Source organism: Pseudomonas sp. zfem002, from assembly GCF_032621685.1.
Classification (GTDB): Bacteria; Pseudomonadota; Gammaproteobacteria; order Pseudomonadales; family Pseudomonadaceae; genus Aquipseudomonas; species Aquipseudomonas japonica.
The window spans coordinates 162,981-183,749 of sequence record NZ_JAVYJH010000021.1; the positions used below are offsets into that span (position 1 = coordinate 162,981).

20 protein-coding genes are annotated in these 20,769 nt (G+C 61.6%); 13 read left to right on the plus strand and 7 right to left on the minus strand.

The genetic code is table 11. From position 1 onward, the window contains the following. Window positions 1-22: 22 nt before the first annotated feature. Together RTI28_RS22215 and RTI28_RS22220 are read right to left on the minus strand one after the other, a co-directional pair. Entirely contained in the window at window positions 23-529 is a 507-nt protein-coding gene (locus RTI28_RS22215; protein ID WP_316922435.1) for an SLATT domain-containing protein, read from the minus strand. 115 nt (window positions 530-644) lie between these two features. Continuing rightward, window positions 645-1,403: a hypothetical protein gene (locus RTI28_RS22220; protein ID WP_316922436.1), complete on the minus strand. Its 759-nt coding sequence runs from the start codon at window positions 1,401-1,403 to the stop codon at window positions 645-647. 491 nt (window positions 1,404-1,894) lie between these two features. On the opposite strand from RTI28_RS22220, the gene RTI28_RS22225 reads away from it, so the two are divergent. The 7 genes from RTI28_RS22225 to RTI28_RS22255 all read left to right on the plus strand — a co-directional run bounded on the left by RTI28_RS22225 (window position 1,895) and on the right by RTI28_RS22255 (window position 7,779). Continuing rightward, the gene (locus RTI28_RS22225; RefSeq protein WP_316922473.1) at window positions 1,895-2,563 is read left to right on the plus strand and encodes an SDR family NAD(P)-dependent oxidoreductase; all 669 of its coding nucleotides are present in this window, start codon (window positions 1,895-1,897) and stop codon (window positions 2,561-2,563) included. 4 nt (window positions 2,564-2,567) lie between these two features. Next, window positions 2,568-3,767 carry a hypothetical protein gene (locus RTI28_RS22230; protein WP_316922437.1) on the plus strand — a complete coding sequence of 400 codons (1,200 nt, stop codon included), beginning with the start codon at window positions 2,568-2,570 and terminating at the stop codon, window positions 3,765-3,767. Next, a complete protein-coding gene (locus RTI28_RS22235) occupies window positions 3,767-5,005 on the plus strand; it encodes a hypothetical protein (RefSeq protein WP_316922438.1) in 1,239 nt (412 codons plus the stop codon). The genes RTI28_RS22230 and RTI28_RS22235 overlap by 1 nt, the downstream gene beginning before the upstream one ends. A 2-nt stretch (window positions 5,006-5,007) precedes the next feature. After that, a complete protein-coding gene (locus tag RTI28_RS22240; protein WP_316922439.1) occupies window positions 5,008-5,631 on the plus strand; it encodes a 2OG-Fe(II) oxygenase in 624 nt (207 codons plus the stop codon). A gap of 65 nt (window positions 5,632-5,696) precedes the next feature. Continuing rightward, window positions 5,697-6,596 (plus strand): DMT family transporter, encoded by a 900-nt coding sequence (locus RTI28_RS22245; protein WP_316922440.1) that lies wholly within the window; start codon window positions 5,697-5,699, stop codon window positions 6,594-6,596. Window positions 6,597-6,660: 64 nt separating this feature from the next. Further along, on the plus strand, window positions 6,661-7,422 hold the full coding sequence (locus RTI28_RS22250) for a class I SAM-dependent methyltransferase (protein ID WP_316922441.1): 762 nt from the start codon (window positions 6,661-6,663) through the stop codon (window positions 7,420-7,422). A gap of 42 nt (window positions 7,423-7,464) precedes the next feature. After that, the gene (locus RTI28_RS22255) at window positions 7,465-7,779 is read left to right on the plus strand and encodes a hypothetical protein (protein WP_316922442.1); all 315 of its coding nucleotides are present in this window, start codon (window positions 7,465-7,467) and stop codon (window positions 7,777-7,779) included. On the opposite strand, the gene RTI28_RS22260 is transcribed toward RTI28_RS22255, so the two are convergent. The 5 genes from RTI28_RS22260 to RTI28_RS22280 form a co-directional block, all read right to left on the minus strand. After that, window positions 7,706-9,115 carry a PLP-dependent aminotransferase family protein gene (locus RTI28_RS22260; protein WP_316922443.1) on the minus strand — a complete coding sequence of 470 codons (1,410 nt, stop codon included), beginning with the start codon at window positions 9,113-9,115 and terminating at the stop codon, window positions 7,706-7,708. The two genes, RTI28_RS22255 and RTI28_RS22260, sit on opposite strands and share 74 nt — an antisense overlap. A 697-nt stretch (window positions 9,116-9,812) precedes the next feature. Continuing rightward, a complete protein-coding gene (locus tag RTI28_RS22265) occupies window positions 9,813-11,423 on the minus strand; it encodes an AAA family ATPase (protein ID WP_316922444.1) in 1,611 nt (536 codons plus the stop codon). A gap of 27 nt (window positions 11,424-11,450) precedes the next feature. Further along, window positions 11,451-11,972, minus strand: a complete 522-nt coding sequence (locus tag RTI28_RS22270; protein ID WP_316922445.1) for a 4Fe-4S single cluster domain-containing protein — start codon at window positions 11,970-11,972, stop codon at window positions 11,451-11,453. Then, window positions 11,973-12,605, minus strand: coding sequence for a DUF2997 domain-containing protein (locus RTI28_RS22275; RefSeq protein ID WP_316922446.1), 633 nt, complete (start codon window positions 12,603-12,605; stop codon window positions 11,973-11,975). Between the two features lies 1 nt (window position 12,606). Continuing rightward, window positions 12,607-13,599, minus strand: a complete 993-nt coding sequence (locus RTI28_RS22280; RefSeq protein ID WP_316922447.1) for a hypothetical protein — start codon at window positions 13,597-13,599, stop codon at window positions 12,607-12,609. A gap of 353 nt (window positions 13,600-13,952) precedes the next feature. Here RTI28_RS22280 and RTI28_RS22285 point away from each other — a divergent pair, with 353 nt between their 5' ends. From RTI28_RS22285 to RTI28_RS22310, 6 genes are read left to right on the plus strand one after another with little or no spacing between them, the layout of a single operon-like run. Then, entirely contained in the window at window positions 13,953-14,312 is a 360-nt protein-coding gene (locus tag RTI28_RS22285) for a hypothetical protein (RefSeq protein ID WP_316922448.1), read from the plus strand. Beyond that, window positions 14,309-14,578 carry a hypothetical protein gene (locus RTI28_RS22290; RefSeq protein ID WP_316922449.1) on the plus strand — a complete coding sequence of 90 codons (270 nt, stop codon included), beginning with the start codon at window positions 14,309-14,311 and terminating at the stop codon, window positions 14,576-14,578. Before RTI28_RS22285 ends, RTI28_RS22290 begins: the two co-directional genes overlap by 4 nt. Further along, entirely contained in the window at window positions 14,571-16,607 is a 2,037-nt protein-coding gene (locus RTI28_RS22295) for a DNA/RNA non-specific endonuclease (protein WP_316922450.1), read from the plus strand. Before RTI28_RS22290 ends, RTI28_RS22295 begins: the two co-directional genes overlap by 8 nt. Window position 16,608: 1 nt before the next feature. Next, a complete protein-coding gene (locus RTI28_RS22300; protein WP_316922451.1) occupies window positions 16,609-17,241 on the plus strand; it encodes a peptidoglycan-binding domain-containing protein in 633 nt (210 codons plus the stop codon). A 48-nt stretch (window positions 17,242-17,289) separates the two neighbouring features. Next, window positions 17,290-17,640, plus strand: coding sequence for a hypothetical protein (locus tag RTI28_RS22305; RefSeq protein WP_316922452.1), 351 nt, complete (start codon window positions 17,290-17,292; stop codon window positions 17,638-17,640). Continuing rightward, the gene (locus RTI28_RS22310; RefSeq protein WP_316922453.1) at window positions 17,640-20,705 is read left to right on the plus strand and encodes an FYVE zinc finger domain-containing protein; all 3,066 of its coding nucleotides are present in this window, start codon (window positions 17,640-17,642) and stop codon (window positions 20,703-20,705) included. The genes RTI28_RS22305 and RTI28_RS22310 overlap by 1 nt, the downstream gene beginning before the upstream one ends. Window positions 20,706-20,769 lie beyond the last annotated feature (64 nt).

The following is a 20,769-nucleotide window of genomic DNA, read 5'->3' on the forward strand; positions in this document are numbered from 1 at the left end:
CCCAACCAGCGGGCGCCAGCGGTCACACCGAAACGCTGTCCTGTTCCTGTCTGGCGGGATCCCCGGGCGCACCGGCCCCCGCGCCCAGACGGCGGATCGTCGACTTGGGCAAGGTCGGGGCATCGGCCAGCACCGCATCCAGACGCTTGCGCAGGTCGGTCACCACGGCGCCGAGGCTGCCGTCCTGCTTGCCACTGGCCAGTTCCTCCTGGATTTCCCGGGCCATGGCCCCGAGCTTCTCCGCCGCGTCCTGATGCGCCGCGGCGCGGCTGTCGAAGTTGAGGAAGGTCTGCAGCGAGGTCAGCACCAGGGTCAGGATCGAGAAGCCGGCGGCCAGGTAGCGCGGCCAGATCGCCTCGGAATTGGCGATCGAGCTGAAGGCGCTGGCACTGACCACCGCCGACAGCGCCACACAGGGAATGCCCAGCTTCCAGCTGAATTTTTCGAAGTCGCGGGCGCCGACCTCGTGTTCGATCTGCAGCCGGACGATCATCCGGCGCCACTTTTCCAACAGTTCACTCTGGCTCATGGTGTGTTCCTCGACACAGGTTCGGGCAACGCGCGGCCAGGCAGCCAGCGCGGGCGCGCGGCTGACAGGGCGATCGTCAGGAAGGCCGGCTCCGCCTGGGAGCCGGCGTGGTGTTTCACGGCAGCGGCGGCGGCGTGGTATCGATCCGGCATCCCGGCTGCCCCTGGTACGCCACGCGCAGGACGTGGATCAGGAAGCGTCGTGCCTGGAGAACTTCGGCGCGGTACTTGCGATAGCTGGCGTTACTGACCAGTGCCTCGTCGTAGCGCTGGTGCAGGGTATCCAGCTCGCTCACGGCGGCTTCGAGATCGTTCTTTGCCGCGGCGAAGTCGGAGCCTGCCTCGGACAGCGTCTTGGCAACCCTGGCCGCGGCCTCCAGCGCGCGCTTGGCGGACTCGGCGGGCGTCTTGGGTTTGCTGGCGTCAAGGAAGTCGGTGAACAGGCCGATGCGATTTTCGGTGAAGGCCAGCGCAACTTGTGCCCGCTCGGTGTCCGACTTGGCGTCGTACAACTGAATCCCGAAGTTCACGGATCCGACCACGACCTTCACGCCGTATGCTGAGCCGATGCACACGGGGTTTCTGCTCATGACGCAGGTCTCCACGGCGATATCGACGACCGCATCGATCGCTTCGAGCGCCAGCGTCCTGCTTGCCTGGGCCAGGGCCTGCTCTTTCTTCTTCCTGGCGGCCTCGCGACGGTCCAGGGCAGCGAAAATCAGAAGGGTCTCGGACTCCAGCGCCTTCTCGCTCATTGTCGCGGTCAGGGAGATCTGGTCTTGCAGGTAGGCCTCGAACTGCGCCAGCTCAGCACAATTGGCCACGCTCGCGTTGGCGATCAGGGTGTTGATCCGCGAAATGCATTGATAGGGCATGGTGACTCCTCGGGAAAAAAAGCGGCGTCTGCACGTCCGCCAACATCCGCGGCGAACGGTGTTTCCCCTAAGGCATTACTGGGGTTGGCTTGAATGACTGTAGCCAGCCCATGGAAAATCGCCCGGCTTTTTCATAGCCATTTGCCTTTATCTATTCGGCGTTGATCTGGCGGCTGTTCCAGGGGCATGACGACACCCCTGCAGCGCCCCCGAGACCCGCACCCACCTCGCCAGACACCCGCCAACGCCCCCCCCCAGCCAACTGTCATGGTCGCGCAACCATACAGTTTGGCGCGCATCCCCCGCGCTGTACCGGTACATCCCCCACCGCCCTTCTTAATCTGCAGCTGTTCATCAGGCACGGACGCTTCGAAACACTGCGATTTCCCCTTCCAACAGTGCAATGAAAGGAGCAGCAATTGAGAACTGATGAAACGGTCGTCGTCACCGGGGTGACGTCTGGCATTGGCCTGGCCTGCGCCAGAATGCTGATGAAGCAAGGACGCAACGTTATCGGAATCGGACGTCGAAAAGAGCGCCTGGATAATCTGGCCGATGAATTCCACGGCCGATTCCACGCATTGAACTGCGATGTTCGCGACAGCCAGTCGCTGAATAGCGCATTCAATGAGTTGCCCGACGAATTCGCCGATATCGGCAAACTCGTCAATGCCGCGGGTCTGTTGCAGGGCCAGGGAAGTTTGCTGGATATCAGCGACGAACATATATCCACGATGCTCGACACCAATATCCACGGCCTGATCAACGTGACCCGCGCGGTACTGCCGAAACTGATCGAAAGTGGCCGTGGCCATGTGGTCAACCTGAGTTCCATCGGTGCCCATGTGCACTACCAGGGCGGCCATGTCTACGCCGCCTCCAAGGCCTTCGTCGAGCACTTCGGGCGCTGCCTGCGCACCGAACTGGTCGGCCGCCGGGTCCGCCTGACCAGCATCGCACCGGGCAAGACGCGCTCGGAGTTCGCCCTGGTGCAGTGCGATGGCGACCAGGCCCGGGCCGACCGCGTGTACAGCAGCCTGACCCCGCTGGAACCGGAAGACGTGGCCAACGCGGTGCTCTGGGCACTGCAGCAGCCGGACCACGTGAACATCAACCTTATCGAACTTACGCCTGCTGACCAGGAACTTTCGTACCGGTGACTCCATGAGCCAATCTCTCGCGAAGTATTACGTCAGAAACAAACTTACCCATAAGTTGATCAGCAAGCGTGTGTTGTCGCCGATTTCCCTGGCGCAACAACCGCCGGCCGATCTGGTCAAGGCACTGTGTATCGAAGAGGAAGTTTCCCGGCTGTCGGCGGTGTACAGCAACTTCCAGCAGGCCGACGATGAACGCACCGGTTTGCCGCGGTATATGCCGTTCTATCGGTTCATCCAGTCGAAGTTCCCGGGTTTTCAATGGCAAGTGCGTAACAGCGACGGCAAGAAGACCCTGATTCTCGACAAGCCGTTCATCAACCAGAGCCGTCCCTCGCTGCTCAACCTGCTGCTCTGCGCGGTCAACGACAATATCGTCACCACCCCGGCGCTGAAAGTCCGCTACCCGGCCATGGCGCCGCTGCCGGACGCCCTGGTGATCGACCTGGAACAGGCCTTCGAGCGGTTGTCGTTCAGCAACTCGGCACCGCACTTCATGGCGCGCTTCGCCGAAACCCTGATCAAGGGCCTGGCCGGGGAAACCATCACCCTGGTCTCGCCGGTCTGCCCGGACTACGGCTACGAAAGCAAGAACGGCCGGCTGCGCTACACCTTCGACCACCTCGGCGAAGGCATCGGCCTGGTGGCCGGGCGCGTGGTCAAGACCCTGCCCGCCCTGCAGGCGATTCTGCGCAAGCATGGCATCGATGCGCGCATCGCCATCGGCGCCGGCGACTTCGAAGGCTTCGACGAATCGACCCTCAACCGCCTCAAGGAAACCCGCGAAGGCTTCGCCCGCAAGCTGCGCATCAGCCAGGACAAGATCCTCGACATCCTCGGCGCGCAGACCGAGTCGATCATGATCGCCGAGGCGGCCGGTGGCGAAGCGCAGTGGCGCCTGCTCACCGCCGACGCCGAACGGCGCCTGGCCAGCCGCGACAACGGCTGCATCGTCGACAGCGACCTCGACTACGCGGCGATCTTCAATGCCCGTCTGCCGCTGTACCAGGCCTGGCACCAGCACCGCAGCAACGAGGAACTGATGCAGATCCTCTACGCCCAGGGTGCCGAGTACGCCGCCATCGGCCAGGTCTTCGCCCGGCAGTGGCAGAACCCGATCGTCATCGGCGCCGACCACAACCGCATGCAGCCGTTCTACTGGCTGTACAGCGATATCCCGGTCCTCTACCTGACGCGGGTGTACTGATGAGCCCTGTACAAGGCGCGAAACAGCGCACCCACTACTGCCAGTACGGCCCCCGCGGCAACGTCCGCGCCAGCTACGCCCACCTGCCGTTGCAGCCACTGTGGACCTGGCTGACCGGCAAGGGCCTAGCGCAGCCGGCCGAGGACCTCAAGGCACGGATGGACAAGACCGGCGAGGCGTTCCTGCTGGTGCACCTGCTGTTCACCTGGGCCTGCATGATCGGCCTGGTGCTGCTCGGCCAGGCGGTGCTGGACGGGGCCTTCCATCCGCTGCTGGCGCTGCTGCTGGTGCTTGGTGCCTGGGTTTTGATGGTCAACCGCCTGCGCAGCATGCAGGCGACCTTCCACTACCTGACCCATGGCGCGGTACTCAAGGACAAGGTGCGGGCCCAGCGCTACGCGCGTTTCTTCCTGACCACGCCGCTGCTCTACCAGGACTGGGATACCTACAACCAGAGCCATGTGCGCGAGCATCACAACATCCATGTGCTGTGCACCGACATCGATCCGGACCAGCGTTTCATCGAAGCGCAGGGCTTTCACCCGGGCATGTCGGAACTGGCGTACTGGTGGCGGGTGATCGCTACACCGTTCCGGCCGACCTACCTGCTGCGCCAGTGGCGCGCCACGCTGAACGACTGCTTCGTGCGTCCGCCACGCACTGAAGTGCTGTTCCGCCTGGCGTTCTGGGGCGTGCTGCTGGCAGTGCTGTGGGGCACCGGGACCCTGGCGGCCTTCGGCCTGATCTACCTGATCCCGCGGGCCGTGCTGTTCGAGCACTCGATGTGGCTGCAGCTGTTCACCGAGCACCTGTGGTTCTACCAGCGCGAAGCCGGGCGTGGCGACAAGCCGCATTACGGTCGCCTGACCTGGGGCCGCTTCCAGGGCCGCACACCGCCTGACGGCGGGATCGCTGCCTGGGCCGGCTGGCTGCTCAAGGGCCTGCTGCTGGACGTGCCGGTGCGCCTGTACGTGTACCCGCAGGACCTGCCCAACCACGACGCCCACCATCGCCGCCCCAACGTGCATTACCGGCATATCGCCAACTACCGCGCCAGCGTCGAGGAGCAAGCGTCGAGCTACGGCCCGTTCCTCGAAGTCTGGGGCTTCATGGCCGGCCTGTACCTGATTCGCGATCACCTCTGCCGCGGCGTGCGCGAGCCCTTCGGGCCGCTGCAAGCGACCGCCATCGACCTGAACGACCACCTGTATTCCACGCCCAGTTCTCAAGGAGCCTGATCATGCAAGAGACCATTCAAACGGCAAGCCAGCAACTGAACAGCAGCGCCTATGCGGCCCTCGATGCCGCCCAGCTGTTCACCCGGGAAGAGCTGGCATACATGGAAGAAGCCTGCCAGGTGATCCCCAAGACCATCATCGAGATCGGTGACGTGGGCGAGCAGAACTTCCTCTCGGTGGGCCGTTTCATGGAAGACCAGAAAGGCCAGTTGCCGGTGTACCGCAACGACCCGTGGGGCAAGAAAGTGGTGGAGATCCTCTCCTCCGGCAAGAGCCGCGAGTTCTTCAACGGGATCATGGGCGGCGAGTGCTACATCCGCCGTTGCCAGGCCAACCAGCTGGAGGCCGGCAACTTCATCGGCAAGCACATCGACACCTACAGCAACCTGGAATACCGCTACTCGGTGGTCATCCAGTTCGGCAAGGAGTACGGCGGCGGTGAGTTCTTCGTCGACTACGAAGGCAAGGAAAGCCTGCTCAAGACCGGCTACGCCGACGTGCTGATCAACCGCTGCGAGATCCCCCACGGCGTGCGCAAGGTGGAAAGCGGTACGCGCACATCCCTGGTGTTCTTCCTCAGCAAGAGCCCGCTGGACAAACCGAACCTGAACAACAAACAGATCTGACCGGCGTGCGCATCCGCCCATGACGGGCGGATGCCTTACCGGTCTAGCCAGAAGGAACCGTTGCAATGACGCAAAGTACAGTCGCCAGCTACCAGGACACCAAGAACCAGGACCTGCAGGCCTATTTCCTCGGACTCATCTCGGTCGCGGCGTTTGCCATGACCCTGCCGGCGGCGAAGATGCTCGCCGGCGACCTGAGCGCCCTCCAGGTCGGTTTTTTCCGCTCGGTACTGGCGGCGTTCGCGGCCATTCCGTTCTTGATCATCGGCCGCGCCAAGCTGCCCAACGGCTCGCAGATCAAGCGCATGCTGCTGACCTCCACCGGCATCGTCTACGGTTTCCCGGTCCTCACCGCGCTGGGTATGCAGTACGTCCCGGTCAGCCACGGTGGCGTGGTGCTTGCCGCCCTGCCGCTGTCCACCGCGATCTTCGGTACCCTGATCACCGGCACCCGGCCGTCGAAAGCGTTCTGGGCGGTGTCGGGCCTGGGCTTCCTGGTAGTGCTGGCGTACACCGTGATCAAGTCCGACGTGCAGGACATCTACATCGGTGACCTGGCCCTGCTCGGCGCCGTACTGCTGGCCGGTTTCGGCTATGCCCAGGGCGGCGCGCTGTCCAAGGAACTGCCGGGCTGGCAGGTCATGTGCTGGACCCTGGTGGTCAGCCTGCCGGTGCTGCTGCCGGTGAGCCTGTTCCTCTACGACGGCGAGACCATCGCCAACCTGCCTGGCCAGGGCGTCGCCGCCCTGCTGTTCCTGGCCCTGATCAACTCGCTGCTGGGCTTCTTCTCGTGGAACCGCGCCCTCGCCCTGGGCGGTATCCAGCGCATCAGCCAGCTGCAGCTGCTGCAACCGTTCTTCACCTTCGCCTTCTCGATCTGGCTGATGGGTGAGGCCTGGAACTGGCTGACCCCGGTGGTGTGCGCCGTGGTGATCGTGCTGGTGTGGTTGTCCAAGCGCATCTGAACACCGTGCGCGTCGGCTCGCCGGCGCGCACTTTTTCATCCCTGTATCCGATGGAATTCATTTGATGAGTGCTCCGAGTTTTTTCCGCCCCGGCAGCGAACCGCCAGAGCCGCTCCCACCGTGCCTCGTCCACCACGCCGAGGGCGTGGTCGGCCTGCTGGCGCTCAAGGCGGGCGAGCGGGTGCTGGATATCGGCTGTGGCGATGGCCGTCTGAGCGCGCACCTGGCCAGCCAGGGCGCCGAAGTGGTGGGCTTCGATGTCAGTCCGGAACGGGTGCTGGCCGCCCGCTCGCGTGGGCTGGAGGTAAAGCGCGGCAACGCCGAGGAGCTGTATTTTCATCAGGAATTCGATGCCGTGTTCAGCCATGACGCACTGAACGAAATGCACCAGGCCGAGCTGGTCGCCGGTGGCGCCTTCATGGCCCTCAAGCCGGGTGGCCGCTTCGTCGGCGAGTTCGCCGGCCGCGCCCACGGCGCGCTGATTCGCCAGGCCCTGCGCGGAGCCCTGGAACGTCGCTCGATCGACCCGCGCGGCATGGACCACGACTACCTGCCCAGCGCCCACCAGTACCAGCGGGTCCTGGAACAGGTCGGTTTCCATGTCAGCTACATCAGCTGGTTCGAGCGCCCGATGGCGCTGGACCGGCCCCTCGGCGAGTGGCTCGAACAACACTACAGCCCTTACCTGAGTGCGGTACCGGCAGCGCTGCGCCAGGCGTTCGTGGAAGAAGTCAGCGACGAACTGGTCGGCGACCTGCTCGATTGCTGCGGGCGCTGGACCGTGGATGCGACCCGGTTGCGCTTTCGCGCGCTGCGCAAGGCGTGAACCATGACCCACCTTTCAATCAGTCGAACCAGGATCAACGATATGCCCATGCAAACCAATGGATTGGCGCTGAAGTCCTTCTATGCCGACAGCCGCATCTGGTCCGGCCAGGACGGCAAGCCGCTGTACTGGATCGATGACCTGAGCCTGACCGTCAATGGCTCGGAGATCCTCGAAGACAGCTTCATCCCGACTCTGCGCGACAACGACGTGGTGCAGATCCTCAATGGCGTCATCTATTCCTATGAGGACCTGGGCAAGGTCAGCACGCTGGCGGACTACTTCAAGCGCTGGCAGTTTCGCTGCATAGATGGGCATCGAGGAATTGCCGGAAACGCGGGTCGTTACAGTGACTGACGTTGAGGCGCAGGTACTGGTCGTAGTCGCGGGTATTGCTGAACAGTGACCCCGGCGCCAGGAAGATGCGCGCGTCGTGCGCCTGCTCGATGAGCCGGCGAAGATCCACCTGCGCAGGGAAGCGCGCCCAGAGGAACAGGCCTTCGGCTGCCCCCTCGTCGAACTCCACGCCCAACTTGCCCAGCCATTCCCGGGCCCGCGTGCGTTCCTGCATGACCCGTTGGCGCAAGGCATCCAGATGGTGCTGGTAGCGCCCCGACTCCAGCGTGTAGGCGACAATGGTTTCGTCCAGCGACGAGCCGCACAGCACGTTGTACATCTTCTGCTCGACCAGGCGCTCGACGAACGCCGGCGGCGCCACCACGTAGCCCAGGCGCAGCGCCGGGCTGAGCACCTTGCTGAAGCCACTGAGGTAGAAGGTCCGGTTCCACTCGTCCAGGCTGCTCAGGCGCAGGGTCTGGCGGGCGCACAGGGCGCCGAAGATATCGTCCTCGACAATGTGGAAATCGTATTTCTGCGCCAGCGACAGAATCCTGAAGCCCTTGGCCGGCGAGGTGTTGCCGCCGGTGGGGTTGTGCACCAGGGTCTGGGTCAGGAACAGCTTGGGACGGAACTCCTTGACCATCGCCTCCATCGCATCCAGGTCCGGGCCATCGACGGTACGCGGCACGGTGATGATGTTGAAGTCGCGGTCCTTGATCAGCTTCAGTTGCAGCAACAGATAGCTGGGGTCTTCCACCAGCAGGTAATCGCCGGGTTCGAGCATGACGTTGCGGATCAGCGAAAACGCATGGGTAGCGCCGATGCTCACCACGATCTGGCTGCTGGACGCATTGATCTGCAGCTCGCGCAGCTTCTTGGCGATCACCGAACGCAGCTCCTGGCTGCCCGCCGCCGGGGCCGGCACGCTGCACGACAGGGTGCTGCGGATCAGCCGGCCGGTGACCGAGGCCGGCACCGCATCGGCCAGCCAGGACGGCGGCAGGTAGCCGGAACTGACCGGCGTGTCGTATTGCGAGGGGTCCAGCGCGCGGTAGAGGAAACCGGCGTGCAGGCTGGACGGCGGCACCATCTTTTCCAGGTGCTTGGCCCCTGCCGGGTCGGTGGGCAGGATGTAGTAGCCGGCGCCGGGACGAGACTCGATCACCCGCTGCGCGACCAGGTCTTCGTAGGCACTGCTGACCGTGAAGATACTCACGCCCAGCTGCCGCGCCAGGGCCCTGACCGACGGCAGGCGGCTGCCCTGGACCCACTGGAAGGCTTCGATCCGGGCGATGATGGCGTTGCGGATCTGGTCCACCAACAGCACTTTGCTGTTGCGATCTATCTCGAACATTGCGGTTTCCTGATGAAACGGGTGTCGCCTGGGGAAATGCGGTATGGCTTTTTGCTGTCAGACTACACCAGTAATGCGGGCTTCAGGATCCACGCCGAGGTTTAATTTCCTGAGCGGTCGTGGGAAATGGCTTCTGAGCTGATGCATCGGTATCTACACAAGTCTTCAATGGAGTGAAAGCCGACACAGGGCCTGTCTCGCTCCTCGCTTTGGCTTTGGCTTTGGCTTTGGCTTTGGCTTTGGCTTTGGCTTTGGCTTTTGATCTTGCTTTTGATTTTCCGCGGGCCGTCAGTAGGCCGAGTGGAGGTATCGCGGAATCGGGATGGCGGGCATGGATGCCCGCCAAGCGCCGTTGGGCCAGGATGGCCCGTCGGCGCGTGCCCGATGGAGCGATGCCGGAGCGAGGGAACCCGGAGCGCAGCGTAGGGCCGGATGTCGGAACGCAGGCGTTTTTGGTTACTTTTGCCGCCCAGCAAAAGTGACCCGCTGTAAGAGCGGAAAGGTGACTTTCCGTCGCCATCGCCAATGGATATGTCCCGAATACAGGGACCTGGAGAACCAAGGCCATGGGTACGAAAAACGGGGACATATCCATTCCCACCAGCGACGCGAAATCACCTTTCCGCCCCACGGCAGGTCACTTTTGCTGGGCTGATATCCACGGACCTGATGTCATCAGCGAGGAAACCCAAGCAGATTAAAAATCAATCTGCCGGCCGCCGATTTGCGTCTCCGTATCATTTTGACCGGCCACCACAGCCGAAGCGCTGATTGCATTTTGATTGGCCCAATCACGCAGCTTTGTAAACTCGTCCTTGCGCATTTTGCTCATCGGCACCAAACGCGAAATAGTCGTTTCAAAATCAGCCATGGTCAGGTCGCTTGCATCAGCAGAACCATTCATTCGCCGTGCGAATGCTTCAATCAACGATTCGCCAACCCACGCTTCAATTTCCGCACCCGAAAGCACGATATCCTGGCCAAAATTCGCCTCACCGCCCAGCGCGGACAAACGGTCCAGATCAAATTTTTCCGGGTCACGCTTCAGTTTCTTCAGGTGTATCTCAAGAATCTTCTTCCTTTCCAGGGTCGACGGGAAGTCAACGAAGAATATTTCGTCGAATCGCCCCTTGCGCAAAAACTCCGGAGGCAAACCGCTTATGTTGTTAGCGGTGGCAAAGACGAAAACAGGCGTCGTTTTTTCTTGCATCCACGTCAACAGCGTGCCGAATACTCGTGAAGCCGTGCCCCCATCGGATGCACCTCCGGAAGAGCCGGAAAGTCCTTTTTCAATCTCGTCGATCCACAATATGCAGGGCGAAATGGCTTCCGCGGTACGTAGCGCGGAACGAATATTGGATTCTGACGAGCCCACCACGCCCTGGAAGATCTTTCCCATGTCCAGGCGCAGCAATGGCATGTTCCACGACGACGATACGCATTTCGCAGTCAGCGACTTACCGCAACCAGGAACCCCGGTCAGGAGCAGCCCCTTCGGGGTTCCGACACCGAACTCCTGAGCCGCCTGGCCAAAACACTGGCTGCGCAGATGGAGCCACTTCTTGAGCGTTGCCAGCCCCCCAACATCGTCAAGATTTACCTTTGAGTCAATGTATTCGAGGATGCCGGTTTTCCGGATGATCTGTTTCTTTTCGGAAAGCAGGTCCTTCACGGTATTTTCATTGATACTCAGGCTCGATACCAATGAACGAGACAGGCTATTGTCAATTTCCAATCCCGTGAGTCCCAGAGCGGCATCGATGAGTTTCTCGTTGGTGTCGCTGGACAGATCAATCTTGACGCTGCTGTTGCCTTGCCAGGAGTTGACGAAGTTTTTTATCTGAACCTTGACTTCATCTCGTGACGGCAAAGGGAAATCAACCAGTGTGATTTCCTTTTGCAGGTCGTTGGCGATTTCAAAGCTAGGGGCCACGATGATGCAGTTGCTTCGGTATCCGCGCGAGCGAATATTTATGGCGAAATCGCGCAGTCGACGACGGTAGACAGGATTCGAGCTGGAGGCCAGGTAGTTATGAGCATCACAAAAAACAAATATGTTCTTGCTGCTCTCTTCCTTTGCCTTTTCCTCGCAAAAGTCCAAGGCCACCTTCAAGTCAAAGGTTTTGTCCCCCGCCACCACCCCATTGGTCTGGACACCCTGCGTCGAGTTCCAGACGAACAAACGATGACTCAGCGTCCTGGCGATTTCAGAAATCTCATTGAGTGCGCGCTCTTCCTCGAAAGACTCAATAACCAATATCGCATAACGCGCCTTGAGGTAGTCTGTTATCTGCTTGGTACGGCTCATGCCTGGTATCCCTGCGCTTGAATTGAGTTATCTATGCACCGGCAGACCGGTTTTGGTGACAGCGGAATTCGAAACAACAAATTCGACAACTCTCCTGGTACGGAAAAAATCAACGTCGACCCTGTCGCTGGTCTTGATGATCTGCTTGTGCTGATAAGGATGCTCCGCGTTCTGCCGATACCGACCCGCCAGCGTCAGGTCCACGGCTTTGACAACACGAATCATGCTTTCATTCTGGAATATTTCCTTTGGCGTATAGCCTGTATAAAGTATCCAGTTCTTGTCGCCATCGACAGCATGTATCAGTTGTTCCAAGGCTGGCGCCTGATCGAGCGGCTCCCCTCCGGAAAGGGTCACCCCAGCGATATCCAGCGCATTTATCTTTTGCGCCAACTCATCAACAGACCGCAACCGGTTCGTTTCGCGAGCATGGGTCTGCTGATTGAAACAACCCTTGCAATTCAATGCACAACCCTGCACCCATAATGTCAAGCGCAGTCCGGGGCCGTTAACGTGGCTCAACTCCATATGGTGTACATTGATGTCCATTTATAGATTCGCGCTGAGAATTTGCAGGGTTTGCTCTTCATGAACGACGGTATATTCCGGCTTCCACTCGGTCAGCAGTTCCGACGTAGGGCGGGACAGTAGCGATTCAAGCTCTTCGGTGAGCCTCGTGCAGATGTCGCCTTTGACACCACGCACCTCCTCCATGATTTGATCCCCCGTAAAGGTCACATGAATGCTGTATTCGTGGTGGGGCCCAAATTCGATTTCGAACCCTTGGCGCGTTTCTTTCACGTTGGCCGGAACACCTGATGCTTCTATACGCTTGACGGTCTCGTCGATGGCGACACTGACATACGCTTTCTGAAAACTCAAAGCCAGATCGGCCATGATCGCTTCATCGCCGGCCGAAACGGTTCCCCGTTCAATGAGGAGTGTGTAGACGCCCTCCTCGACCTGGCAGACAAACAGATTGAATCCATCGGCCGTCTGGCCACAGATCGCTCTGAATTGCTGCGTGCCCATATAGCCGACTTTGCTCAGCACCTTTTTACTGAAGTCGCTGGCAAATGTGGCGACCAGGCCCGTCGTTGGGCTAAGGCCCATCTTGCCGAACGCTTTGGCAATCGCCTCTTCGTTAACATAGGAAAATTCAAATTTTGTACAGTGAGACATATCAAAGCTCCAGCCGGCGACCAGGAACAACCTCTTCGGCGCTCTGGATGGCCTTCAATACGTCAGGGGTAAATTCAATGTTGCGCGTTGGTGCCGTGGATGCAAGTTCGGCCTCGGGCGCGGCAACGTGTGAGGTCGAGGCTGGAACCCCAGCGTCGACAACCGCACGACGCCTGCGTGCCACCTGTGGCGCAGCACTGTCACCCAAGAGACTTGCATCGATCACTTCCAGCAGCTTTCTGATTACCAGAATGGGATTCGATGTCAGCTTTTCATAGAGCCCGATGGTCAACAGAACATCGGAACCATCACTGAATTTCAACTGAACAAAGTAACTCTGATTTTCATTGCTGATAATACCAATCTGCGCAACATCGCTCAGGTCCCGTGACAGCTTTTTCCAACGCTGCCCATCAAACGACGCCACGATCAATTTTGTTGCCGTTGCGGCAAACGCATTGCTACCAACGGCAACGTCGTCGGTATCAAAATTCTGATAGCTGACAAGGGTCTTCTCCCCTGTTGAAAACCCCAGCGCGGTCGCCAGATACTCACTTGTCGAAAAATCGATATCCGCGTGGAATTTCAAGCTCTTTGACAGAATATAGAGGCCAAATAAACCTGACACGCCGAGGCCTATTGTGTGAAGCGCCTGTTTCGGCGCAAGCGCCACGAAAACCGCCACGACAAAAACCATGATGCCATAACCGTAGTTTATGGCGATCTGCGTACTGAGTTTCTTATTTCTATAAAACCAGAATGTCTTGCCCGGAACATATTTCTTCGAAGGTACCACTACCACAGCACACGCGCCAAAGAAGACCAGGCCAAGAAGCCCCATTGCCGCTTGACTCGCCTGCCCGTCCTGCAACCCCTCAATAAACATTCCCGCACCGGCAACGATAAAAACAGGCAAGGCCGCGAGCACCAGGCCGCCTATTATCTTTCCCTTGGTGACCATCATCATTTTCCACATCGGGATAGTCTTTATCATTCACAAACTCTCCTAGAGTTGGTACAGCATTGCGTAGCAGGGGGATGACTTGGAACTGTTTACTGCCCTATGCTACATGACGACCTTGAGCCTTTCACGCTCCTGAGAGGAGCTGAAGCAGCCATGTTTCTCGCGGCAACTTCGAGCACCGCCGATTTTGAAAGTGGGAGTCACTCCAGAACGCTCGGATCGCTCGCTCATTTCCGGCTTTTCGGCCGCTGCGAGCACCTCCCTACCACCCAAACAGGCGTGGCCCCTCGGCTACCGGCCTCGAAGCGTGCCCCACCAAAAAGCTAATGGCAATTTGCCTTGCCACTGCTAGGCTGGCTTTTTCATTTCGAACCGAACAACCGATGCTCACCATCAACAACCAGCAGATGCAGGTATTCGAACGCGCTCAACTGCAAGGTTTCGTCCAGCGTGTGCTGACCCGCCTGGAACTGGCCTGTGGCCAGGCGCACGGCTGGGTGGCGAACGATGTGCTGCAGGGCCTGGAGGCCGCGCGCGGCTTCGGCCTGGAGCATGAAGCCGAGGTGGCCGACTTCATCGAGGTCAGTTGCCACTATCTGCCGCCCCTGCCGGCGCTGCCGCTGACCCGCGCCAACTGGCCCGTGCCGGCGCTGGCGATCCTCTGCAGCCATGGCCTGGCCCCGAACGAAAAAATCAGGCGTTATCGCGCCTGGGCCAGCGCCTGGGACAGGGAGCTGCCATGACCCTGGTCGGTGCCACCGTGATTCCCTGTCCCCGGTCCGAGCAGCAAGTGACCACGCACTGGCTGGCGTTCGAACTGGTTGGCGAGGACGACCAGCCAGTGCCCTGGGAGCAGTACCTGGTGATATTCCCCGACGGTACCCGGGTCTCGGGCTATCTGGACGAAAACGGCAGCGCCCGCCTGGAAGGGATCGCCCAGGAAGGGGTCTGCCGGGTCGGCTTCCCGGAACTGGACGGCGAGGCCTGGGAGGAGCTCGAACTTGAGTAAGGACAGCAAGAAGCGCAAGGATTTCGACGGCAAAGATGCCTGCGGTCTGTGCGGCAAGGAAAGCCAGACGCTCCATCGGTGTGGGGCCTGCATTACCAACGCTTGCGACGACTGCTTGAGCAGCAGTCGCCACCCGCTGTATGGCAAGGCTCGTTCCGGCAGCCTCTGCTGTATCGGCAATGGCGGCAAGTGCCCGACCTGCACGATGCCCTATCGCACCGACGAGAACGTACAGTGCGTCGTCTGCAAGCTGGGGGTTCCGTCCTGCGACTGCTACATCAAGGATGTCTGCCGCACCTGCCTGATCCCGAAGAAAACCGAGGTCAAAAACAAAACCATCAAGTTCCAGCCCATACCCGGTTCCGCCAACACCCTGAAGCGCCAGGTCTTCGTCGACGCCCCGATAAACAATCACAAGGTCCCGCCGCGCAAGTCGACGCCCGCCTGCCTGTCCGCGCCATCGAACGCGGACGAAAACGATGACATCGGCGATATGCGTCTGTTCGATCGAGGCCACATCATTGCCCTTGACCTGAACGGCACCGACCATAGCCACCTGATCACACCGATGAACCCGCAGTTCAATCGCAGCGGCAAATGGCGCCAGATGGAAACGACTATCGGCGAGCTCATCGGCGGCGGTGAAGCCTGGAATATCGCTGACGAACGGGTGACGATGCCGACGAAGAGCGAGGTCGTGGTGTCCTTGGGCACGAAGAATGCGCTGAATGTCGTCAACAGAATGGAGGTGCGCCTGTTCTACGACGACACCAACGGCGACGGGCGCATACCGGTCTGGTTTCACGTGAAGCTCATGCGCAATACGCAGATGGTGACGCATTTTTCCCTTGGCAATCGTGGCGTCGCACCTGCCATCGCTACCAACGACACAGCCCACGGCGAGTTCAGGGCCGCGAAGCAGATCTTCGAGGGGCTGGACCGGGAGACATTGCGCGGGTTTCTGATCGATAAAGGCGATCTGGATCACTATGTGCTCGGCAAGGGAACACCCGCCAAGCCGCCCAACCAGTTGCTGCAGTTCATGTGGGAAATCAACCGCATCTCGCAGAACCTGGGCCGCGCCAGGGTATTCAGCACCATGGAAGTGGGCACGCAAAGCCCGTCAACCGCCTATGACGATTTCCAGCGGCCTTATCTGCGCCTGTTCAACCGCTGGAAGAACGACGGCCAATTGCTCTCGGATGTCAGCAAGGATGAGCTGTACGAAGGCGAGACGGCTGATGTCTGGGCCGAGCTGGACGAACAGGGAGGAAAAGCGGCCCCCGAGGTCGATCATGTTTTTCCCAGCTACCAGTCAGGCAGGAACAGCTATCTGAACGCGCGCCTGGTCAGCTTCCAGCACAACCATGCATACCGGGAAAAAAAGACGGAAGGGGCACAGGCCGTCCATGTGACGTTGACGGAGGCTTTTCGAACGAAAGCTGCGGGGCTCATGGGCGGGAACGGGGTCTATTTCGCGAAGAGCGACCCCCTCAAGCAGTCCGACCCAGGCACGAACAGGCGCAAGCCAGCCATGGACTACATACCTGTTCCCTTTGATCCAGCGCCGCTCACCGATGATGAGGTCGCAGTCGAATTGGAAAAATGGTTCAGCGACGAGGCTCTGTTCGACGCAGAGGCGAACCATGTTTTCCTCAAAGGCCATCGAATGGATTCATGGTCGATACCGCATGATTTGAGGCACAAGAGACAGGTTTTCCTGAAAGCAGAAGCCGCGCGCAAAGCGCGGCAGGCGCTGGAAAAACTGAGGAAGCCGACCTATGTCGCCCTCTATGCACGGCATGCGCAAGCCGTGGACCAGGTGACTGACGCACTCCTCGACCATGAGGGCAATTCCTTGAAATCCCTGATCGACGCAGCAACGCTGTGCGAGCCCTCCGATGTCATCGGCTCGAAGAGCGCAGACACAAGCATGAGGATCGAAGACACCAGCGTCAGCGACGCAGCCTGCGAGAATGCGCTCAAGGCCATGAAAGATCTGCTGACCGCCATGGGCAAGGGTGCCTGACATGCCCTTCTACCACCTCGTCAGCGGCACCGACAGCGTTGACAGCATCGCCTACGACAACGGCCTGTACTGGCAGACCCTCTGGCATCATCCGAACAATGCCGAGCTGCGCCAGGCGCGTGCCGACCAGCGAAATATCCTGGCCGAAGGCGACCGCCTGTTCGTCCCGGACATCACCCCGCGCGATGTCGCCAAGGCGCTCGATCGCCGCTACCGCTTTCGCCGCAAAGGCATTCCGGTCACGGTGGAAGTGCGCCTGACCCAGAATGACGACGAGCCGCGCGCCGACCTCGGCTACCGGATAAAAGCGGGCAAGCGCGAAAGCGAGGGACGCAGCGACGCCGACGGCTGGATCCGGTTCGGCGTGATGCCGGACATCGGCAGCGGCACCCTGACCCTGGAAACGGGCGAGACCTTCGCCCTCGTATTCAGCTCGATGCGACCGACCGCGACCCTCAAGGGGGTACAGGGTCGCCTGCGCAATCTCGGCTATTTCGACGGCCCACCCGATGGCAAGCCCAGCCCCGCGCTTGACGCTGCGCTGCGCCATTTCCAGGCCCTGTGCGGGCTGCAGGTGACCGGCGAAGTGGACGAGGCAACGATCGCGGAACTGGAGAAACGCCATGGCTCGTAACGGCCCCGGGTCAGGCTCCGTGCTTCGCGACACCTGCGGGAGCAGCCCATGCTGACCATCCGCAACGCTCAGCGCGTGGCGCTGCTCGACGCCTTCGTCGTCTGGACGCTGGACTATCTGCGCGAGCAGGTACCGACCCAACAGTTCGCCCCGCCGCCGTTCGCTGGCGGCGAGTGCGACCAGGCGCTGCTGCGCAAAGGCATCGAGAGCGTCTGCGAGCGCGGCCTCGCCGCCGGCCTGGAAGATACCCGGCTGCTGCTGCGCCTGGTGCTGATCGTGGCATCGGTTCATCCGGCGTTCCTCCAGGACGAGCACGCCGCCCGCATTCTCGACGACCGCACGCGCTCCGCCGAGCGCCGTCTGGACGACCTTGCCCTGCTGGCCGAAAGGAGCCGCTGATGGCCTATCCTCCCCGTATCGACGACGCGGGGATGTTCCCCGCCGCCCCGCCTGTCCCCGTGGTTGCCGCCTGCCTCGTGGCCCAGGACACCTGTTCCATCGCCAGCCTGACCTTGCATGGCCATCCCGCGGCCGGCACCAGCTTCGCCGCCCCAGCCGGCGCGGCGCTGGCTGCCGATGCGGCAGGACGGTATGTCATGGCGCCGGTGGTGGAGAACTTTGCCGTTTCCTGGACCCTCACCGGGCATGCACGGATCCTCAGGCTGCGCCTGGAACTGTTCCGGCGCAACGACGCGCAAGCGCTCTGGTGGAAAGATCTCGACTACACCGGCGGCGGTATCGGCGCCAATGGCTCGACGCGGTTCGACGGCGATCTGCACGACAACGTGCACCTGGCCAGCGACCCGGTTTCGCAAGTGACCGTCGGCGCGGCGCTGGACGGCAACTTTCCCATGCACATGCTCACTGCCGAGCATGCCCCCTACAAACTGGTGCTGCGGATCCAGGAAGTCACCCCCGCCACCCGGGTCACCTGCGCGGCGCGCTGGATCTATCTGGACGTGCTGGTTCACGACATCCAGCTGCACCTGGAGGGCGACGCCTGGATACCTCCTGCCGCCGCCGGCAACCAGGCCGTGCACCGCCGACAACTGGTCAGCGACGCACGCAATGCGCTGGCGGCGCAGCTGGTCGCCGGTGATCTGGGCCCCGCGGCGCCTGCCAACGCCAACCTTCCACTGACCATGAACGTGTTCTCCAGGTCGGAGATGGACTTCTATTCGAACGCGGTGTACGCCGGCCAAAAGCAACTCTTCGGCGACGGTCCGAGCGTGCCGCTGCGGGCGACCCTGCGCATTCGGCGCTCGGACGGCACCCCGGCCACCGCCCAGGAGGGCGCGAGCGCACTCGGTCGGCTGGCGGTTCAGTGGGACTGGCAAGGCGGCGACCGGCCGGCACACCCGAACGCCACGGCACAGGCCTTCATCGCCAACGCGCTCGACTACAAGCCGAGCGAGTGGCCCCATGCCCGGACCAACTGTCACGCCGACCATGGCGGCAAGCGGGGCGGCCTGAGTCCGCACTTCCTGCCCCTGCCAGGTGCAACCCTCGCGGCCCCCGCCAATGCGCTTGCCGCCGTGGCCAATCGTCCCTGGGCCGCCACATCGCGCCCCATTGCCGACTCGGCCAGCGTGGATGGCGGCAAGGCCGGCATTCTCTTCCTGCCCTCGCACATCGCCGGCGATAGCTATCGGCTGCGGGTCTACCTGGGCTATCCGCGCCTGGCTGACTTCGCCGTGGCCGAGGACGACAGGCTCCAGGCCGCCGCCAGCAACTCGAGAAGCCTGGCCAGCGCCAGCAACCTGGTCGTCCGTCATCGCGTGAACGTGGCCAGACAGTGGCGCAAGCACGCCCACGTTGGCGTGGTCGGGCTGGTCTGGGATAACGTCCGGACGTACCTGGCGGCAGCCTGCGTCGACCTGGTCGCCCCCGCCGCGGCCCAGGACATCCCGGAGGCGGCCTACCGGGCAAGCGCCACCGCGGCGTTCGCCACGCTGGACCTTGCCCACCGCCTGGCGCTGCTGATGCCCGCGAACCAGCACAACGGCGACTACGCCATCAACTTCAAGGACTACGCGGCATTCTGCGTAGCCGTCAGAGCCCATGGCGACTGGCTGCAGCAGCACTACGGCGCCCAGCACTTCGCCGATGACAGGGCCTTCCGGGGCGCGCAACTGGTGGACGCAGGCCTGAACGCCGGCAACCGCCCCGGGGGGTACCGGGATACCGATCTGGTCCTGCCGACCCGGGCCGACCTGGGCCGGACCTCCGATGCCCGGCTTGACCTACTGCTCAGGGAAGTGGGGATCACCAACGAAGCCAGCTACAAGGAGCAATGCCGAGTCTGGGGCGGAACCATCGCCCCCGCCCTGTGTGCCAGGCATGCACGCAGCGTCAGCCCCAACGTGCCCGGCATCCACCTGTATCATTTCGACTTCGCCGACCAGTGGCTGCAGTACAGCGCGGCGGCGGAGGCCTCCACGACCATCTCCAACTACGCCGCCTGCCCGGCCTGCGGAACCCCTACCCCGGCCGAGCTCAGGCGCAATGGCAGCCGCGACTGCAGCAACCACCAGTGTCGGCAGAGGCTCGACCAGAGCGCGGTGGTAACCTGCTACGCACCCTTCCGTTACCTGAACGGGCAATCGGACGACTGGGCCACGCAGCACCTGACAGTCAAGCAACGTGCCGTCATCCGTGCCGGCAGCCTGTATGGAACCTCTGCGGCGCTCACCATCGCCCACGAGATCGGCCATACCCTGGGCATGCCTCATGCCGGCCCCAAGGCCCACCTCGGGCCGATCACGCTGGCACAGACCTCGGGCATGTATCCGCCCTTCCACGACGCCGCCGACCAGCACTGCATCATGAGCTACAACTTCACCAGCGCTCCGCTCCTGCATTTCTGCGGCTTGTGCAGCCTGCGCCTGGCCGGCTGGAGCGTGGGGCAGTCCAACAACCATACCCACCCCGATGATTTCAACCAGGACCAGCGCACTCTCCCGCTTTCCAACCAGGGGCGCTTCAACCAGGCGCGCTCGCCAGCACCTGGCGCGGTCTGGATCGCCCCTGATCCAGCCGGCTGTGCAAGTTGCCAGCAACCGTTCGGAACCTTGCGCCGGGCCCACCACTGCCGTCTGTGTGGCGATGTGTTCTGCCATGACCACTCCAGCCACACACGCCCGGTACGCAACCCGCTCAAGTCCGACGCCGTCTCGCTCGAGCGCGTATGCGACAGTTGTCGTCACAACCAGGCGCCAGGACATATCTACGATCCGCTGCCAAGCGCACGCTGGGAGCCGGACGAGAATGCCTGGAAATGCGCAGACCAACACTGCAACGTGCGCTTCTCCACCACTAACCGCATCCATCACTGCCGCGTTTGCGGGAAGCACCATTGCGCCACGCACGCCGGCCACAGGGAGCAGGTGCGCTACCCGCTGGTGGCAGCAGGGCAGATTTCCGAGGAGCGTGTCTGCGATGCCTGCAATGCGCTGTACCAGTGACGTGGGTGGCCTGGGCATTTGGGAAATGATGTCGCCGCATCAAGCTACAAATCTTCCTATTGAT

Excerpts from the sequence above, each read along its gene's own strand:
- RTI28_RS22215 (WP_316922435.1), bottom strand. The coding sequence starts at position 529 with ATGAGCCAGAGTGAACTGTTGGAAAAGTGGCGCCGGATGATCGTCCGG.
- RTI28_RS22220 (WP_316922436.1), bottom strand. The coding sequence starts at position 1,403 with ATGCCCTATCAATGCATTTCGCGGATCAACACCCTGATCGCCAACGCG.
- RTI28_RS22225 (WP_316922473.1), top strand. The coding sequence starts at position 1,895 with ATGAAGCAAGGACGCAACGTTATCGGAATCGGACGTCGAAAAGAGCGC.
- RTI28_RS22230 (WP_316922437.1), top strand. The coding sequence starts at position 2,568 with ATGAGCCAATCTCTCGCGAAGTATTACGTCAGAAACAAACTTACCCAT.
- RTI28_RS22235 (WP_316922438.1), top strand. The coding sequence starts at position 3,767 with ATGAGCCCTGTACAAGGCGCGAAACAGCGCACCCACTACTGCCAGTAC.
- RTI28_RS22240 (WP_316922439.1), top strand. The coding sequence starts at position 5,008 with ATGCAAGAGACCATTCAAACGGCAAGCCAGCAACTGAACAGCAGCGCC.
- RTI28_RS22245 (WP_316922440.1), top strand. The coding sequence starts at position 5,697 with ATGACGCAAAGTACAGTCGCCAGCTACCAGGACACCAAGAACCAGGAC.
- RTI28_RS22250 (WP_316922441.1), top strand. The coding sequence starts at position 6,661 with ATGAGTGCTCCGAGTTTTTTCCGCCCCGGCAGCGAACCGCCAGAGCCG.
- RTI28_RS22255 (WP_316922442.1), top strand. The coding sequence starts at position 7,465 with ATGCCCATGCAAACCAATGGATTGGCGCTGAAGTCCTTCTATGCCGAC.
- RTI28_RS22260 (WP_316922443.1), bottom strand. The coding sequence starts at position 9,115 with ATGTTCGAGATAGATCGCAACAGCAAAGTGCTGTTGGTGGACCAGATC.
- RTI28_RS22265 (WP_316922444.1), bottom strand. The coding sequence starts at position 11,423 with ATGAGCCGTACCAAGCAGATAACAGACTACCTCAAGGCGCGTTATGCG.
- RTI28_RS22270 (WP_316922445.1), bottom strand. The coding sequence starts at position 11,972 with ATGGACATCAATGTACACCATATGGAGTTGAGCCACGTTAACGGCCCC.
- RTI28_RS22275 (WP_316922446.1), bottom strand. The coding sequence starts at position 12,605 with ATGTCTCACTGTACAAAATTTGAATTTTCCTATGTTAACGAAGAGGCG.
- RTI28_RS22280 (WP_316922447.1), bottom strand. The coding sequence starts at position 13,599 with ATGATAAAGACTATCCCGATGTGGAAAATGATGATGGTCACCAAGGGA.
- RTI28_RS22285 (WP_316922448.1), top strand. The coding sequence starts at position 13,953 with ATGCTCACCATCAACAACCAGCAGATGCAGGTATTCGAACGCGCTCAA.
- RTI28_RS22290 (WP_316922449.1), top strand. The coding sequence starts at position 14,309 with ATGACCCTGGTCGGTGCCACCGTGATTCCCTGTCCCCGGTCCGAGCAG.
- RTI28_RS22300 (WP_316922451.1), top strand. The coding sequence starts at position 16,609 with ATGCCCTTCTACCACCTCGTCAGCGGCACCGACAGCGTTGACAGCATC.
- RTI28_RS22305 (WP_316922452.1), top strand. The coding sequence starts at position 17,290 with ATGCTGACCATCCGCAACGCTCAGCGCGTGGCGCTGCTCGACGCCTTC.
- RTI28_RS22310 (WP_316922453.1), top strand. The coding sequence starts at position 17,640 with ATGGCCTATCCTCCCCGTATCGACGACGCGGGGATGTTCCCCGCCGCC.